14 protein-coding genes are annotated in these 16,330 nt (G+C 61.9%); 3 read left to right on the forward strand and 11 right to left on the reverse strand.

The features are described 5' to 3' along the window. The first annotated feature begins 7 nt into the window (after positions 1-7). Positions 8-1,195: a pyridoxal phosphate-dependent aminotransferase gene (locus B1722_RS02405; protein WP_086791114.1), complete on the forward strand. Its 1,188-nt coding sequence runs from the start codon at positions 8-10 to the stop codon at positions 1,193-1,195. A gap of 141 nt (positions 1,196-1,336) precedes the next feature. Here the strand turns inward: B1722_RS02405 and B1722_RS02410 are convergent, their stop codons facing one another. The 8 genes from B1722_RS02410 to B1722_RS02445 all read right to left on the reverse strand — a co-directional run bounded on the left by B1722_RS02410 (position 1,337) and on the right by B1722_RS02445 (position 11,927). Further along, positions 1,337-2,314: a D-glycerate dehydrogenase gene (locus B1722_RS02410; RefSeq protein ID WP_086791116.1), complete on the reverse strand. Its 978-nt coding sequence runs from the start codon at positions 2,312-2,314 to the stop codon at positions 1,337-1,339. A 14-nt stretch (positions 2,315-2,328) separates the two neighbouring features. Further along, on the reverse strand, positions 2,329-3,627 hold the full coding sequence (locus tag B1722_RS02415) for an MFS transporter (protein ID WP_086791117.1): 1,299 nt from the start codon (positions 3,625-3,627) through the stop codon (positions 2,329-2,331). Positions 3,628-3,670: 43 nt separating this feature from the next. Next, complete coding sequence (locus tag B1722_RS02420) at positions 3,671-4,729, reverse strand: sugar kinase (RefSeq protein ID WP_086791119.1); 1,059 nt, start codon at positions 4,727-4,729, stop codon at positions 3,671-3,673. Further along, on the reverse strand, positions 4,722-5,504 hold the full coding sequence (locus B1722_RS02425) for an AP endonuclease (RefSeq protein ID WP_086791121.1): 783 nt from the start codon (positions 5,502-5,504) through the stop codon (positions 4,722-4,724). Before B1722_RS02425 ends, B1722_RS02420 begins: the two co-directional genes overlap by 8 nt. Positions 5,505-5,683: 179 nt before the next feature. Continuing rightward, positions 5,684-6,712: a LacI family DNA-binding transcriptional regulator gene (locus B1722_RS02430; protein ID WP_086791123.1), complete on the reverse strand. Its 1,029-nt coding sequence runs from the start codon at positions 6,710-6,712 to the stop codon at positions 5,684-5,686. A 166-nt stretch (positions 6,713-6,878) separates the two neighbouring features. Further along, positions 6,879-7,520 (reverse strand): DUF1345 domain-containing protein, encoded by a 642-nt coding sequence (locus tag B1722_RS02435; protein ID WP_086791125.1) that lies wholly within the window; start codon positions 7,518-7,520, stop codon positions 6,879-6,881. A gap of 135 nt (positions 7,521-7,655) precedes the next feature. Next, positions 7,656-10,754 carry an efflux RND transporter permease subunit gene (locus B1722_RS02440; protein WP_086791127.1) on the reverse strand — a complete coding sequence of 1,033 codons (3,099 nt, stop codon included), beginning with the start codon at positions 10,752-10,754 and terminating at the stop codon, positions 7,656-7,658. Between the two features lie 15 nt (positions 10,755-10,769). Next, positions 10,770-11,927 (reverse strand): efflux RND transporter periplasmic adaptor subunit, encoded by a 1,158-nt coding sequence (locus B1722_RS02445; RefSeq protein WP_086791129.1) that lies wholly within the window; start codon positions 11,925-11,927, stop codon positions 10,770-10,772. 277 nt (positions 11,928-12,204) lie between these two features. Here B1722_RS02445 and B1722_RS02450 point away from each other — a divergent pair, with 277 nt between their 5' ends. Then, positions 12,205-12,906, forward strand: a complete 702-nt coding sequence (locus B1722_RS02450) for a response regulator transcription factor (protein WP_041063735.1) — start codon at positions 12,205-12,207, stop codon at positions 12,904-12,906. A 4-nt stretch (positions 12,907-12,910) separates the two neighbouring features. Continuing rightward, positions 12,911-14,212 (forward strand): ATP-binding protein, encoded by a 1,302-nt coding sequence (locus B1722_RS02455; RefSeq protein WP_086791135.1) that lies wholly within the window; start codon positions 12,911-12,913, stop codon positions 14,210-14,212. 156 nt (positions 14,213-14,368) lie between these two features. Here the strand turns inward: B1722_RS02455 and pncA are convergent, their stop codons facing one another. From pncA to B1722_RS02470, 3 genes are read right to left on the reverse strand one after another with little or no spacing between them, the layout of a single operon-like run. Then, entirely contained in the window at positions 14,369-14,995 is a 627-nt protein-coding gene (gene pncA / locus B1722_RS02460) for a bifunctional nicotinamidase/pyrazinamidase (protein WP_086791137.1), read from the reverse strand. Positions 14,996-15,045: 50 nt separating this feature from the next. After that, entirely contained in the window at positions 15,046-15,804 is a 759-nt protein-coding gene (locus B1722_RS02465) for an anti-sigma factor (RefSeq protein WP_086791139.1), read from the reverse strand. Next, on the reverse strand, positions 15,801-16,259 hold the full coding sequence (locus B1722_RS02470) for a sigma-70 family RNA polymerase sigma factor (protein ID WP_254616355.1): 459 nt from the start codon (positions 16,257-16,259) through the stop codon (positions 15,801-15,803). The genes B1722_RS02465 and B1722_RS02470 overlap by 4 nt, the downstream gene beginning before the upstream one ends. Positions 16,260-16,330: the final 71 nt, after the last annotated feature.

The raw sequence follows: 16,330 nt of genomic DNA on the forward strand, positions 1-16,330 counted from the left end.
GACGTACATGCGCTATTCAGCCTTGACCCAACGCATCGCCGGGGAGGGCGCAGCGGCCTGGCAGATTCATGACCGCGCGCTGGCGTTGCGCGCCGAGGGAGTCGACATTCTGCTGCTGAGCGTGGGTGATCCGGATTTCGACACGCCGCTGCCGATCATCCACGGCGCCATCGACAGCCTGTTGGCTGGCGATACCCATTATTCCGAAGTGCGTGGCCGACTGGCGCTGCGCAAGCTGATCGCCGCTCGCCACCAGCGGCGCAGCGGTCAAGTGGTGGATGCCGAGCACGTGATCGTGCTGCCCGGCGCGCAATGCGCGGTGTATTCGGTCGCTCAATGCCTGCTGGATCCGGGTGACGAGGTGATCGTCGCCGAGCCGATGTACGTGACCTACGAGGGTGTGTTCGGCGCGTGCGGCGCGACGGTGGTGCCGGTGCCGGTACGGCCGGAAAATGGCTTTCGCGTTGACCCCGCCGATGTCGCCGCGCGGATCACGCCGAAGACCCGCGCGATGTTGCTCAACAGTCCCAATAATCCTTCCGGCGCGAGCCTGTCCCTGCTGATCTGGCAGGAACTGGCGGCGCTCTGCATGCGTCACGATTTGTGGCTGATCAGCGACGAGGTCTACAGCGATCTGCTTTACGAGGGCGAGCACATCAGCCCGGCGAGTCTGCCGGGCATGGCCGAACGTACGGCGACCATCAACAGCCTGTCGAAATCCCACGCCATGACCGGTTGGCGCATCGGCTGGTCGATCGGGCCGAAAGCGCTGGCCGAGCATCTGGTGAACCTGTCGTTGAGCATGTTGTTCGGTCTGCCGGATTTCGTGCAGAAAGCAGCGGAGGTCGCGTTGGCAGGTGATCTGCCGGAGGTGACGCAGATGCGCGAGGAATATCGGTTGCGCCGCGATCTGGTCTGCGAGCATTTGCGCGGCTGCCCGGGGTTGCAGCCGATCCGGCCCGATGGCGGGATGTTCGTGATGGTCGATGTGCGCCAGACCGGGTTTGGTGCGCAGGCATTTGCCGAGCGGCTGCTGGAAGGTTACGGGGTGTCGGTCCTGGCCGGTGAGGCGTTCGGGCCCAGTGCGGCGGGGCATATTCGCATCGGGCTGGTGCTGGATCGGGTGCAGCTGGCGGATGCCTGTGCGCGGATTGCGTTGTGTGCGGTGCAGCTGTTGCAGGCGCGTAGTGCCTGATGGTTTGTGTTGCCTGTCCCGGCCTCATCGCTGGCAAGCCAGCTCCCACAGGGTTTTGTGTCGTTCTGAAATGTAATGAACACTGAAGAACCTGTGGGAGCTGGCTTGCCAGCGATTTGGCCAGAACAGGCACTGAAGATATCAGCCTTGCCAAGCCACCGGATTCACCAGATTCACCGGCTTCTCCCCAGCCAAAGCCGCCAGCAGATTGTCCACTGCACACCTGGCCATCGCCTCCCGCGTCTCATGCGTCGCCGAACCCATGTGCGGGGTTGCCACCACATTGTTCAACTGCAACAACGGCGAATCATGATTCAGCGGCTCACGCTCGAACACATCCAGCCCCGCTGCGCGAATCCGCTGGTGGCGCAACGCGTCGATCAGCGCTGCCTCATCCACCACTTTGCCGCGCGAGATATTGATGAAGTTGCTCTCGGGGCGCATCAGCGCAAACTGCTCGGCGCCAATCAGGCCTTCGGTCTGCGCAGTCAGCGGCAGGGTCAGGCAGATGAAATCAGCCTCTTGCAGCAGCGCTTCCAGGCTGCGGTACTGCGCCGCAAAACGTTCCTCGACTGCCGGTTTGCGCGACTGGCTGTGATAGAGCACCGGCATGCCAAAACCGAAATGCCCGCGCTGCGCCAGCGCCTCGCCGATGCGACCCATGCCGATGATGCCCAGGGTCTTGCCGTGCACATCGGTGCCGAAATGCGCCGGGCCGATGTTGCGGTGCCACTGGCCACTGCGCACCATGTTCGCCAGTTCCACCACGCGCCGGGCCGTGGCGAGGATCAGCGCGAAACCTGTGTCAGCGGTGGTTTCGGTGAGCACATCCGGGGTGTTGCTGAGAAGGATCTTGCGTCGGCTCAGGTAGTCGATGTCGTAGTTGTCGACGCCCACCGAAACGCTGGCAATCGCCTGCAGTTGCGGTGCCAGATCGAGTAGCGCGGCGTCGAGTTTCAAGCTGGCACCGAGCAAACCGTGGGCGCTCGGCAAGGCGTCGCGCAGCTTCATCAGCCCGTCGGCATCGAGGCTTTCGATCAGCGTCACTTCACACGCTTGTTGCAGGCGCGCCATCAGCGCTGGCGACAGTTTCTTGTACAGCACGACTTGCTTTTTCATGGGCAAAAATCTCTTCAGGAATGCGCCGGCACAGGACGCGTGGCAACGGCTTTGGCCACGACACGATCACTGGCGCCGGGCTTGAGAAAAATTGTCAGCACCACCGACAGCAGCAACGCGCCGCTCATCAGCAAATACGAAGCGCCGGGCGAACCGGTGGAGCTGTTCAGATAACCGACCAGGTACGAGCCACCGAACGAACCGAGCGCGCCCATGCTGTTGATCAGCGCCATAGCCCCACCGGCAACGTTGGCCGGCAGGATCTCCGGAACGATGGCGAAGAACGGCCCGTAAGGCGCGTACATGCAGGCGCCGGCGATCACCAGCAGCGTGTAGGACCACCAGAAATGTTCCGCGCCCAAGGCGTAAGAGCCATAGAACGCGATGGAGGCGATCAGCAGCGGCGGCCAGACGAAGCGTTTGCGCTTCTGCAATTTGTCCGAACCCCACGACACCGCGAGCATGCCGATCACCGCCGCCAGGTACGGCAGCGCCGACAGCCAGCCGGCCTCGATCATGTCCATTTGCGCGCCGGCCTTGAGGATCGACGGCAGCCACAGCACGAAGCCGTAGACGCCGATGCTCCAGCAGAAAAACTGCAGCGCCAGAATGATCACCTTCGGCGAACGGAAGGCTTCGGCGTAGTTCTTCACCGCTTTGATCCCGACCTGTTCGGCGGCGAGAGCGCTTTCCAGATCGTGCTTTTCCTGATCGCTCAGCCACTTGGCCTGAGCAGGACGATCATCGGCCAGCTTCCACCAGATAAACGCCCAGATCACCGCCGGCAAACCTTCGATGATGAACATCCAGCGCCAACTGAAGTGCTGCACCAGATAGCCCGAGACCACCGACATCCACAACATCGTGACCGGGTTGCCGAGGATCAGAAAAGTGTTGGCCCGCGAGCGCTCGGCACGGGTGAACCAGTGGCACAGGTAGACCAGCATCGCCGGCATTACTGCGGCTTCGACCACGCCGAGCATGAAGCGAATCACGATCAGCCAGTAGGCGTTGGACACGACGCCGGTCAGCGTGGCGAGCCCGCCCCAGAAGATCAGGCTGAAGAAAATCAGTTTTTTCACGCTGTGCTTTTGCGCGTAGATCGCCCCGGGCACCTGGAAGAAAAAGTAGCCGAGGAAGAACAGCGCCCCGAGCAATGAAGACAGGCCCGGGGTGATCATCAAGTCGGCGGCCATGCCGGACGCGGCGGCGAAGCCGTAGTTGGCACGATCGAGGTACGCCAGGCTGTAGGTGATGAACACGATCGGCATGATGTACCACCAGCGGCGGGCGGCGAGGGTTGTGGTTTTCATGGTGTTGCTCCTGAGCTTGTTGTTTTTGTCGCAGCAGGTTCAATTAATGGGTTGTCTGAGCGGGCCTCATCGCTGGCAAGCCAGCTCCCACAGGTATCTCGGGTAAGTCGACTATTGCATCCCCACCGCCGAACCCTGTGGGAGCTGGCTTGCCAGCGATGGCGGCCTCGAATTCGCTGGAGAGCTCAGACCGGGTCGGCAACCCCTCCATATCCCCGCGACTCTGCACCGCCCGACTACCAATCCAGTTGGCGCGTTGCACCGCCTCGGCAAAGCTCTGATGTTCAAGCAGGGCACTGATCATGCCGACGGCAAATCCGTCGCCCGCACCCACGGTGTCGACCACGTTGGCCACCGGCACTCCGGCGACAAACCCCTGATCCAGTTGCGTGCGGTAATAAGCGCCTTGCGGCCCAAGCTTGATCGCCACGGCTTCGGCGCCCTGATCGAGATAGAACGCGGCGATGTCCGCCGGATCTTCGAAGCCGGTCAGCAAGCGACCTTCACTCAAACCCGGCAGTACCCAGTGGGCGAGGGCGGCGAGGCGGTTGATTTCGCGGATCATCTCTTGCTCAGAGGCCCACAGGCTCGGGCGCAGATTGGGGTCGAACGACACGCTGCGCCCGGCATGGCGCATGCGAGTCATCAGTTCGAACGACATTTCCCGAGCGCTGGCCGACAGTGCCGGTGGAATCCCGGTGGCGTGCAGGTGGCGGGCACTGAGCAAAGTGTCGCTGATCGACTGCACGGACAGATGACTGGCCGCCGAGCCACGGCGGAAATACTCGACCTGCGGGTCGCTGCCATCGTCGTTACGGGATTTGAACTGGAAACCGGTCGGGTGCTGGTCATCGACCGCGACGTGACTGCAATCCAGAGCTTCCTCGATCAAGGTCTGGACCACGAACCGTCCGAGGGAATCGGCGCCGACCCGGCTCAGCCACGCCACATTGAAACCCAGGCGCGACAAGCCGATCGCCACATTGCTGTCGGCGCCGGCAATGCGTTTGTGAAAATGTTCGACCGCCGCCAGATCACCGGTCTGCTCGGCGACCAGCATCGCCATGGTTTCACCGAACGACAGAATATCGATCTCAGACATGGGCAGGCTCCAGACGCGATTGGCCAAGGCGGGCGAGGGCGGCGACATGTTCGGTGGTAATTGCCACTAGGTCATCGCCCTGCAGTGGGTATTCGGCGGCGCGCATAACGCCTTGGGCCATGTGCCGCAGCAGTTGTTCCCACAAATGCAGGTCGCTGACGGCGGGCGGCACGGCGATCAGTTTGCCGTCGGCGCGCCGGGCCACGGCTTTGCAGTGCACGTAGCCGACATGCCGTCCGAGCAGACGTGCGGCGTTGGCGGCGGACTGGTCCTGCCACTGCCAGTTGCCGATGTCGAAGGTCATCTTGATCGGCAAATCATGCTGCTCGACCGCCGCGAAAAAGCGCTGGAACGGCTCGATGCGGCCGCCCTGCAAGGTCTGGTCGTTTTCCACCAGCAGCTGCACCGGACTGTTGCCCAGCAGTTGCTGCAGCGCCTGCAAATCACAGTTGTCGGTGAAATAGCCGAGTGAGACTTTCAGCCATTTTGAGCCAAACGCCTGGGCGTGTTGCAGGGCGTTGATCAATTCGGGATTGGGCCGCGCCTGACCGGCGAGCCACAGTTCGGTCGGCGACGAATAGATGCTTTGCAGCCCCTGCGCCTGGGTGGCGGCTTGCAATTGTGCAGGCACTTCGCGGGTCAGCAACTCTTCGCGCCATTCGATGCGATCGGCACCGGCGGCGGCCAGCACGTCGATGAAGAAATCTTGCCCGCGTTGGCGCACAAGCTCGGCGCCGTAGCTGGACAGGCTGATGGAAACGGCGGGTTTATTCATTGTTATCTGCCTCTGAAACCGGTTTCATTTTTGTTCAAAAAAAATATCAGGTGGTTCTGTGATGGCCTTTCGGGCTTTGTCGCTGGCAAGCCAGCTCCCACAATGTTCTGGGGTATTGGATGGATTGCATTAACACCACAAACACCTGTGGGGGCTGGCTTGCCAGCGAAGGCGTCAGCTCACACACCACCATTCCCTCGGGTAGAACCGCGCTCAATCAGCACCGGCGCAAAATCCACTCTGCGCGCTACCTCGACATCCCCCCGCAAACGCTTGAGCAAACACTCAAACGCCCGTGCGCCAATCTCGGCCGTTGGCTGGGCGAGGGCGGTAATCCCGCTGCCCACCAACGGGTACCAGTCCAGGTCATCCAGGGCAATCAGCCCGACATCCGCGAATAACCCGCAACCGATTTCGCGCAAGGCGAGGGTGCAGGCCAGCGCCGCCACGCCGTTGGCGCAGAACAGTGCTTTAGGCCCGGTAGCCGGTGTGTTCAAAAAGGTTTGAAGATCAGTGGCGAGTGTGTCGCCGGTTTCCAGCACGGCCCCGGTCAATTCGGAACGCTGGGCAATCTGCGCCTGAAAACTGCTGACCCGCTCGATCCGCGAACTGGTGCCGTCATAAGGTTCAGTCACCATCAACACATCGCGATAGCCGCGCTGCTCAAGGTGCGTCAGGGCCATCTCGACAGCCTGCGCGTTGTTCAGCCCGAGCATGTCGCTATTGAGGCCATCGACCTTGCGATCCACCAGCACCAGCGGCATTTCCCGGTGCAGTTCGTGGAGTTCGTCACGGTGATGACCGAGGGTGTTCACGATCAGCCCTTCGATGTTGTACGAGCGCAACAACGCCAGGTGTTGGCGTTCCTGCTCGTCATCGCGGTCGGTGTTGCACACCACCAGGCTGTAGCCATGCGCACGGCAGGCGGTTTCCACCCCGTGCATCACGGCAATCGAATAAGGGTTGCGGATATCGGCCACCAGCATGCCGATCAGGCGCGTGCGCCCGCGTTTCAGGCCACGGGCCATCTGGTTCGGGCGGTAACCCAGTTCGCTGATCGCCTGCTCGATACGCAGGGCGATGGCGTCGGAGAGCAGGGCGCGGTCATCGCCGATGAAGCGCGAGACGCTGGCCTTGGACACGCCGGCGCGTTCGGCAACATCGAGCATGGTCACGCGGCTGCGCTGGGCGGCGGAAAAGTCGTTCACGGTGTGAAACCTTATTATTGGATTTATTCGTTTCGTGCGCCGCGATGGCGCTGAAACCGGTTTCAGGAAACACCAGAAGCCGACGCTCCGTCAAGTGAATGCGCGTGGTACTTCAACGTGGCGCCGACGGGCGGTGCTCAGCGTTATTGAGGTATCTGCGCAATGCTCAGCCAAACAGGCCGGCAGCAATGTTGATCGAAAAGCCCAGAATCGCGGTGTTGAACACAAACCCGATCAACGACTGCGCCAGGACGATCTTGCGAATGTCGCGGGTAGCCACGCCGACATCGGCCGTCTGCACCGCCACGCCGATGGTGAAGGAAAAATACAGGAAGTCCCAGTAATTGGGCGTGGTCAGGCCTTCGGCAAAACGCAGGGCCGGTTCCTTGCCGTCCCAGGTGTAAAACAGGCGTGCGTAGTGCACACAGAAGATCACCCCGATCACCAGCCACGAACCTACCACGGTGACGGCGGTGAAGGCGTAATGCAGAAGTTTGCGATGGGTATCCAGATCCTTGCTACCGGCCAGTTCCAGGGTAATGGCGGCGAGACTCGCCAGGGCTGCGATACACACCACGAACAGCACCAGCCCGGCGTTTTCGTCTTCGATGACAGCAATACGTTTGACGTCCGGCGCCTTCGCCCGAACGGTCAACCAGAACATCAGGATCAGGTAGGTCCAGACGCCCGCATTCCAGCCGATGAGGATTTTGCTGACGATGGCGTCGGCAGGAACCAGCAGGCCGGTGGCAAGGCCAACCAGGGCGGCGGCGGACAGGCGAGGGTGGGTGCGGGCGAGAAAGCGCATGGGGATTCACAGTGATGATCGATCCCTGCACCTTAGCGCACGCTATCGTGCTTTTGTAGGCGCTGCTGGCTGCGATTCTTTTGATTCTGTTCTATCAAGATCAAAAGATCGCAGCCTGCAGCTCCTGCAGTGGGATCAAGGGTGTTTGCTGAAGCGTTGGACGAGCTTCATGACCACCACGAAAAACAACGGCACAAAAATCACCGCCAGGGTCGCCGTGATCATCCCGCCGATCACCCCGGTACCGATCGCCTGCTGACTCGCCGAACTGGCACCGGTGGCGATGGCCAAAGGCACCACGCCAAGGATGAACGCCAGCGAAGTCATGACAATCGGTCGCAGACGCAGGCGCGCTGCCTGCAACGTTGCATCGATCAGGTCGTGGCCTTCGTCATACAGGCTCTTGGCGAATTCGATGATCAGGATCGCGTTCTTCGCCGACAGACCAATGATCGTGATCAGCCCGACCTTGAAGAACACGTCGTTGGGCATGCCGCGCAAGGTCACCGCCAGCACCGCACCGAGTACGCCCAGCGGTACCACCAGCAGCACCGAGGTCGGAATCGACCAGCTCTCGTACAGCGCCGCCAGACACAGGAACACGATCAGCAGCGACAGGCCGAGCAGGATCGGTGCCTGACTGCCGGACAACCGTTCCTGCAGCGACAGCCCGGTCCATTCCTGACCCAGGCCTTTCGGCCCTTGGGCGACCAGTCGTTCAATCTCTGCCATCGCTTCACCGGTACTGTGCCCCGGCGACGGTTCGCCAGAAATCGCAATCGCCGGGTAACCGTTGTAACGGGTCAGTTGCGCCGGGCCTTGGGTCCATTTCGCCTGGACGAACGCCGACAGCGGCACCATGTGCCCGGCGTTATTGCGCACGTGGATTTTCAGCAGATCATCGACCTGACTGCGCTGATCGCCTTCGGCCTGGACCACCACCCGCTGCATGCGCCCCTGATTGGGGAAGTCATTGATGTAGGAAGAACCCACGGCGGTGGACAGCACGTTGCCGATGTCGGCGAACGACACACCCAGCGCGTTGGCCTGCTTGCGGTCCACTTCCAGTTGCACCTGCGGCGCTTCGGCCAGCGCGCTTTCGCGCACGTTCATCAGGATCGGGCTTTTCTCGGCGGCGGCGAGCAATTCGGTACGCGCCTGCATCAACGTCGCGTGACCGAGACCGCCGCGATCCTGCAGACGGAATTCGAAGCCGCTGGAAGTACCGAGACCGTCAACCGGTGGCGGCAATACCGCAAACGCGATGGCGTCCTTGATCTGGCTCAGGGCGATGTTGGCGCGGTCGGCAATCGAAGTGGCCGAATCGTCGCTGCCGCGTTCCGACCAGTCTTTCAGGGTGGTGAACGCCAGTGCCGCATTCTGCCCGCTACCGGAGAAACTGAAGCCGAGAATCACCGTGCTGTCGCCCACCCCCGGTTCACTGGCGTTGTGCGCCTCGATCTGCTCGACCACCTGCACCGTACGGTTCTTGCTCGCGCCCGGCGGCAGCTGAATATCGGTGATGGTGTAACCCTGATCCTCGACCGGCAGAAACGAGGAGGGCAGCCGCGCGAAGCACAACCCCATGCCGATCAGCAGCACGCCATAGATCAACAGATAACGTCCGCTGCGCTTCAGCGCGTAACCGACCCAGCCTTGATAGCGATCGGTCAGTTGCTCGAAGCGGCGATTGAACCAACCGAAGAAACCGCTCTTTTCATGATGCTCGCCCTTGACAATCGGCTTGAGCAGCGTGGCGCACAAGGCAGGCGTCAGCGTCAGTGCCAGGAACGCCGAGAACAGGATCGACGTCGCCATCGATAGCGAGAACTGCCGGTAAATCACGCCCACCGAACCCTGCATGAAAGCCATCGGAATGAACACCGCCACCAGCACCAGGGTAATGCCGATGATCGCCCCGGTGATCTGCTTCATCGCTTTGCGCGTGGCGTCTTTTGGCGACAAGCCTTCGGTGGCCATGATGCGCTCGACGTTTTCCACCACAACGATGGCGTCGTCCACCAGAATGCCGATCGCCAGCACCATGCCGAACATGGTCAGCACGTTGATCGAGAAACCCAGCGCGAGCATGGTGGCGAAGGTGCCCATCAGCGCCACCGGCACCACCAGCGTCGGAATCAGGGTGTAGCGAATGTTTTGCAGGAACAGGAACATCACCGCAAACACCAGCAGCATCGCTTCGCCGAGGGTGTAGACGACTTTGGTGATCGAGACTTTGACGAATGGCGAGGTGTCGTAGGGAATCTTGTATTCGACGCCGGCCGGGAAGTAGCGCGACAGCTCGTCCATCTTCGCCCGGATCAACGTGGCGGTCGCCAGCGCATTGGCCCCCGGGGCCAGTTGCACGCCAACGGCGGTGGACGGCTTGCCGTTCAGGCGCGTGCCGAACTGGTATTCCTGACTGCCGATCTCGACCCGCGCCACATCGCCGATGCGTACGGTAGAACCATCGGGGTTGGCCTTGAGCACGATGTCGGCGAACTCTTCGGGCGTCGACAACTGACCCTTGACCAGAATGGTCGCGGTGATTTCCTGCGTAGACGGGTTGGGTAAATCGCCAATACTGCCTGCCGATACCTGGGCGTTCTGCGCGACGATGGCGGCGTTGACGTCGGCCGGGGTCAGGTTGAAACCGATCAGCTTCTGCGGATCGATCCAGATCCGCATCGCGCGTTCAGCGCCGTACAGTTGGGCCTTGCCGACGCCGTCGATGCGTTTGATTTCGTTCATCACGTTGCGCGCCAGGTAATCGCTGAGCGCTACGTCATCGAGTTTGCCGTCGCTGGAGGTCAGGGTGATCAGCAGCAGGAAGCCGGCGGAGACTTTTTCCACCTGCAGACCTTGCTGATTGACCGCTTGCGGCAGGCGCGACTCGACCACTTTGAGGCGGTTCTGCACATCAACCTGGGCCAGTTCCGGGTTGGTGCCCGGCTGGAACGTGGCCTTGATCGTCGCGCTGCCGAGGCTGCTCTGCGATTCGAAGTACAGCAGGTGATCGGCGCCGTTGAGCTCTTCTTCGATCAGGCTGACCACGCTTTCATCGACGGTTTGCGCCGAGGCACCGGGGTACACCGCGTAGATTTCGATTTGTGGCGGCGCGACGTCGGGGTACTGCGCCACCGGCAATTGCGGGATGGCCAGCGCACCGGCCAACAGGATGAACAGGGCGACAACCCAGGCGAACACCGGGCGGTCGATAAAGAACTGCGGCATAGAAGAGCGTCCTGCTTACTGACCAGAAGTCTGGGCAAGGGGAAGAGGGGTGTCGTCGATCTGCACTTTTTCGCCGGGACGGGCGTGTTGCAGGCCTTCGATGACAATACGGTCGCCGGGCTTGAGGCCGCCGGTGACGATCCAGCGGTCGTTTTGCACTGCGCCCAGTTGCACCGGTTGCTGCGCCACGCGCATCTGCTGGTCGACAGTCAGCACCTGAGCGATACCTGCGCTGTCACGCTGCACTGCACGTTGCGGTACGGTGATGCCGTTCTGCACAGTCGCTTGTTGCAGGCGTACGCGAATGAAACTGCCCGGCAACAGGTCGAGATCGGGATTGGGGAACTCGCTGCGCAGGATGATCTGGCCAGTGCCTGGATCGACCGTGATGTCGCTGAACAGCAACTTGCCCGGTAACGGGTAGAGACTGCCGTCATCCTGAATCAGCGTGGCCTTGACCTGATCCTGACCGACTGCCTGCAACTGCCCGGAACGGAACGCGCGACGCAGTTCGTTGAGTTCACGGGTCGACTGGGTAAAGTCGGCGTAGATCGGATTGAGTTGCTGGATCAGCGCCAGTGGCGTGGTTTCGTTCTGCCCGACCAGCGCGCCTTCGGTAACCAGAGCACGGCCGACCCGCCCGGAAATCGGCGCGGTGACGGTGGCGTAGCCGAGGTTCAGCTTCGCACGCTCTACTGCGGCTTTATTGGCGGCCACATCGGCGGCGGCTTGCCGGGCATTGGCGCGGGCGTTGTCGTAGTCCTGAGCGCTGATGGCCTTGTCGTCGATCAACTGCGCGTAGCGCTGCTCTTGCAACTTCGCCTGAAAGGCGTTGGCCTCGGCCTTGCGCAGCGCAGCTTCGGCGCTATCAAGATCAGCCTTGAACGGTGCCGGATCGATGCGAAACAGCACGTCACCCTTTTTCACGTCGCTGCCTTCACGAAAGGTTCGTTGCAGCACCACACCGGCAACCCGGGCACGCACTTCGGCGATGCGCGGTGCGGCGATGCGCCCGCTCAGTTCACTGCTGATCGACAGGGGGCGGGCCTCGATGGTCTCGATGCGCACGGTGGCCGGCGGCGCTTCTTCTTCGGCCTTCGAAGACGAATCACAGGCGCTCAGCAACGACGCAACAGCGATCAGGCCGAGCCCGGCCAGAAGTTTTTTCGACATGTACCACCCCCAATATTGAAGCCCGCATCCTAAGGCCAGACGCCGAGGGTAGCGGTGAAGCTTTGTAGGCGCTGTGTGAAATTGTGTAAGGGTTTTACTCAGGGACGGGTGAGGGCGTATATCCTTTACGCCTTGAATTCTTTTGTGACGGTTGGACCGCTTTCGCGAGCAGGCTCGCCCCCACACAGGTTTTGTGAACGACGCAAAATCGATGTGGGCGCGAGCCTGCTCGCGAAGAGGGTCTGACATCCACCACAGCAATATCTGGAACACCCCCATGCCCAACATCCTCCTGGTCGAAGACGACACCGCCCTCGCCGAACTGATTTCCAGCTACCTGGAGCGCAACGGCTATTCCGTCAGCGTGATCGGTCGCGGTGACCATGTGCGTGAACGGGCACGGATCAATCCGCCGGATCTGGTCATTCTCGACCTGATGCTGCCGGGGCTCGACGGCCTGCAAGTCTGCCGTCTGCTGCGGGCCGATTCGGCGACGCTGCCGATCCTGATGCTGACCGCCCGCGACGACAGCCACGATCAGGTGCTGGGCCTGGAAATGGGCGCCGACGATTACGTCACCAAGCCCTGCGAGCCACGGGTTCTTCTGGCCCGGGTGCGCACCTTGCTGCGACGCAGCAGCCTCGGTGAACCGATGACGGTCAATGACCGCATCGTCATGGGCAATCTGTGCATCGATTTGTCCGAGCGCACCGTGACCTGGCGCGGGCAGCCGGTAGAGCTGTCCAGCGGCGAATACAATTTGCTGGTGGTGCTGGCCCGGCATGCCGGTGAAGTGCTGAGCCGCGATCAGATTCTGCAGCGTCTGCGCGGCATCGAGTTCAACGGCACCGATCGTTCGGTGGACGTGGCAATTTCCAAGCTGCGGCGCAAATTCGACGACCACGCGGGCGAGGCGCGCAAGATCAAGACCGTGTGGGGCAAGGGTTACCTGTTCAGCCGTTCCGAATGGGAATGCTGAGCTGATGTTCAGAATCCTGTTTCGCCTGTATCTGGTGACGATCGTCTCCTACAGCGCGGCGATCTATCTGGTGCCGGATCTGGTGATCATGGCGTTCCGCGAGCGCTTCATCACCTACAACCTCGACTACTCGCGCGGCCTGCAATCGCTGATCACCCGTCAGTTTCACGCGGTGCCACAGGACCAGTGGCCAGCCTTGGCGCAGTCGATGGACAAGGACTTCCAGCCGCTGCACATCGTTCTGGCGCGCATCGACGACGCCGGTTTCACCGCCCCCGAGCAGGCGCGTTTGCGCCGTGGGGAAAACGTGGTGCGCATTGGCGATTGGGGATGGCGCACCTTGGCGGTCACGCCGCTGAACGACGATGTCGCGGTGCAAATGGTGGTGCCGCCGGATCCGTTGGACGTCAATCTGTTGTACTGGAGCATCAACGTGCTGATCGGCGCGACCATGCTCGCCTGCCTGCTGTTGTGGATTCGCCCGCACTGGCGTGATCTGGAGCGCCTCAAGGGGGCCGCCGAACGCTTCGGTAAAGGCCACTTGAGCGAGCGTACGCAGATTCCCGCCAGCTCCAACATCGGCAGCCTGGCCAATGTCTTCGACACCATGGCCGGCGATATCGAGGATTTGCTCAACCAGCAGCGCGACCTGCTCAATGCGGTGTCTCACGAATTGCGCACGCCGCTGACCCGTCTGGATTTCGGTCTGGCCCTGGCACTGTCCGATGATTTGCCGGCGACCAGTCGCGAGCGCCTGCAAGGGCTGGTGGCACACATTCGTGAACTGGATGAACTGGTGCTGGAACTGTTGTCTTACAGCCGCCTGCAGAATCCGGCGCAATTACCGGAACAGGTTGAGGTTTCGCTGGATGAGTTCATCGACAGCATTCTGGGCAGCGTCGATGAAGAGCTGGAATCGCCGGACATCGTCATCGACGTGCTGCTGCACGGTCAGCTCGAACGCTTCACGCTGGATCCGCGCCTGACCGCGCGGGCGATCCAGAACCTGCTGCGCAATGCCATGCGCTATTGCGAGAAACGCATTCAGATTGGCGTGCAGGTCAGCCCTGATGGCTGCGGGATCTGGGTCGACGATGATGGGATCGGTATCCCGGATGACGAACGGGAGCGAATTTTCGAGCCGTTTTATCGCCTGGATCGCAGCCGCGACCGCGCTACCGGTGGTTTTGGTCTGGGCCTGGCCATCAGCCGCCGGGCGCTGGAGGCGCAGGGCGGGACACTGACGGTGGAAAGCTCGCCGCTGGGTGGGGCGCGGTTCAGGTTGTGGTTGCCCACTGCCGCCTGAATAAAGTGAAGGAAAACCTGTGGCGAGGGAGCTTGCTCCCGCTGGGCTGCGGAGCGGCCCTGGACAATCTGCCGCCAGGCGGCATTTGTCGTTTTTGCGACGGCTTCGCCGCCGAGCGGGAGCAAGCTCCCTCGCCACGGGGATGCGGTTGCTGTGTCAGATGAGTTGGTTTGACTGAATCAAGCCAACCCCGGCCGTCTGCATCCGCTCCATGGCCGTCGCCAGTGAGCCCTCCATATCAATCGCGCGACAGGCATCCAGCACCACAAACGTATTGAACCCCGCCGCCCGCGCGTCCAGCGCCGAGAACATCACACAGAAATCCAGTGCCAGACCAACCATGTACACCGTGTCGATACCGCGTTCTTTCAGGTATCCGGCCAGCCCGGTTGTGGTGCGCCGGTCCGCCTCGAGAAATGCCGAATAGCTGTCGATGTCCGGGTTGCAGCCTTTGCGGATGATCAGTTGCGCATGAGGCATTTTCAGGTCGGGGTGAAACTCGGCACCGGCGCTGCCTTGCACGCAATGATCCGGCCAGAGGGTCTGCTCGCCGTAGGGCAACTGAATCACCTCATACGGTTTGCGCCCGGGGTGACTGGAGGCGAATGACGCGTGGCCGCTCGGGTGCCAGTCCTGGGCAATGATCACTTGTTTGAACAGACCGCTGAGGCGATTGATCAGCGGCACGATCTGATCGCCCTCGGGCACGGCCAACTGGCCGCCGGGGATGAAGTCGTTCTGCACGTCAATGACCAACAGGGCGCTGCGGGGTGAAATCTGCATCGGTGGTTCCTCCTTGGATAATCACTCGCTCAGCATAGTGGCAGCGACTCTCATGCGCTCAACCGTTCGATCAAGCGCCAGGCCAGATCTTCCAGTTCCGGCGCCGGGTTGCGCCCGATCAACATCCACGCATGCTCGCCTTCGGTCCAGTACACCACGTTCATTTCATGGCGCCGTTCGTGCGCCAGTGGCCGGCTGCCGCTATTGGAGCGGGTCACGCACAAGGCCAGCGGCCCATGCCTGGCGTCCAGATAGGTCAGTTGCGCAATCGGTACGCCGTCGTACTCGAGCATTTGTGCACGTTTGAGTTCGGCGCCCGGCAACTTCACCAGCGCCGGTGACAGCTTCAGACCGAGCCGCGCGTCAACCGCACGCAATTGCGCGCGTTGGCTGGCTTCGTCGCCCGGCAAATGATCAAGCGTCTGCGGCACATACAGCGCCATATAGTCGCCCACCAAGGCGCGCCAGTTATGCGCCTGCTGTGACTGCCAAGCGAGAAACAGGCGATCGGCCAACACGCCGCCCGCCAGCAGACTCGCGGCGGCCGCACCGATAAACCAGCGCCGACTCAGGCCCGGCCGCTGGGGGGCGGGGATGGCATCAAGGCGCGCCTGCAAACGTTCCAGCGGTGCCTGTTGCGCCAGTTCGTCATAGGCTTCCTTGTACGGCAGGCTGCTGCGTTCGAACCATTGCACGCGCAGGCTGAGCAACGGGTCGTCGGCAATTGCGCTGTCGAGCTGATTGCGATACGCGGGGTCCAGCTCGTCATCGAGGTAGGCAACCAGTTGTTCGTCGGAGGGCTTGTTCATGGGCGGTCACCTCCGGTGGTTGTCGGCACGGCTTGCAGCGGCGGGTATTCGGCCAGTTTCAGGCGCGCGGTGGCCAGACGACTCATCACCGTACCGATCGGCACTTGCAGGATCTCGGCGACTTCGCGGTAGGACAGGCCTTCGACGTAAGCCAGGTATACGGTTTCGCGTTGGGTTTCCGGCAACGCATCGACCCGGCGAATCACCTGCGCCGCCATGACGTGGGTTTGTGCGGCGTATTCGCCGTCGAAGGCCAGTTGCCCGTCGGCATCGACCTGGCCTGCACCCTGACGCACCCGGCGGGCGCGCACTTCATTGAGCCAGATCGAATGCAGGATGCTCAGCAACCAGCGATCCATGCGCGTGCCGGCTACATATTGCCCGGCACGTTCCAGAGCCCGCACGCATGTGGCTTGCACCAGGTCCTCGGCCACGTGCCGATTGCGCGACAACAGCAGGCCGTAGCGCCACAGTCGCGCCAGATGCTGTCCGAGTTCCGCTCTGAATGCCTGATCGCTGACGATGA

Source organism: Pseudomonas sp. SCPG-7 (assembly GCF_002156405.1).
GTDB classification, from domain to species: Bacteria; Pseudomonadota; Gammaproteobacteria; order Pseudomonadales; family Pseudomonadaceae; genus Aquipseudomonas; species Aquipseudomonas parakoreensis.